This is a genomic window from Mycobacterium sp. 663a-19, assembly GCF_035616495.1.
Taxonomy (GTDB): domain Bacteria; phylum Actinomycetota; class Actinomycetes; order Mycobacteriales; family Mycobacteriaceae; genus Mycobacterium.
Window position 1 is genome coordinate 1 of sequence record NZ_JAPJAV010000049.1, and the last position, 449, is coordinate 449.

Here is a 449-nt window from a genome sequence, read left to right on the forward strand (position 1 = left end):
CTGGCCTGGATCTCGGCGATGCCGACCAACCTGTACGGACCCGGTGACAACTTTTCCCCGTCGGGCTCGCATCTGCTGCCCGCACTCATCCGCAGATATGACGAGGCCAGAGCCGGCGGCGCGCCGGAGGTGACGAACTGGGGCACCGGGACCCCACGGCGTGAGCTGCTGCATGTCGATGACCTGGCGAGCGCGTGCCTGTTCCTGTTGGAACACTTCGATGGGGCGAACCACGTCAACGTGGGCACCGGCGTCGACCACACCGTCAGCGAGATCGCCGACATGGTCGCCAAAGCGGTCGGCTACCGCGGCGACACTCGCTGGGACCCAACCAAACCGGACGGAACACCGCGCAAACTGCTGGACGTCTCCGTTTTGCGGCAGGCGGGATGGCGGCCGGAAATCACGCTGCGGGACGGCATCGAGGCAACGGTGGCGTGGTATCGGGC

At 66.8% G+C, this 449-nt stretch carries 1 protein-coding gene; it reads left to right on the plus strand.

Features of this window, described 5'->3' with window-relative positions:
• A partial coding sequence (locus OQ968_RS24810; protein WP_324682300.1) for an NAD-dependent epimerase/dehydratase family protein occupies window positions 1-449 on the plus strand: 449 nt, incomplete at both ends.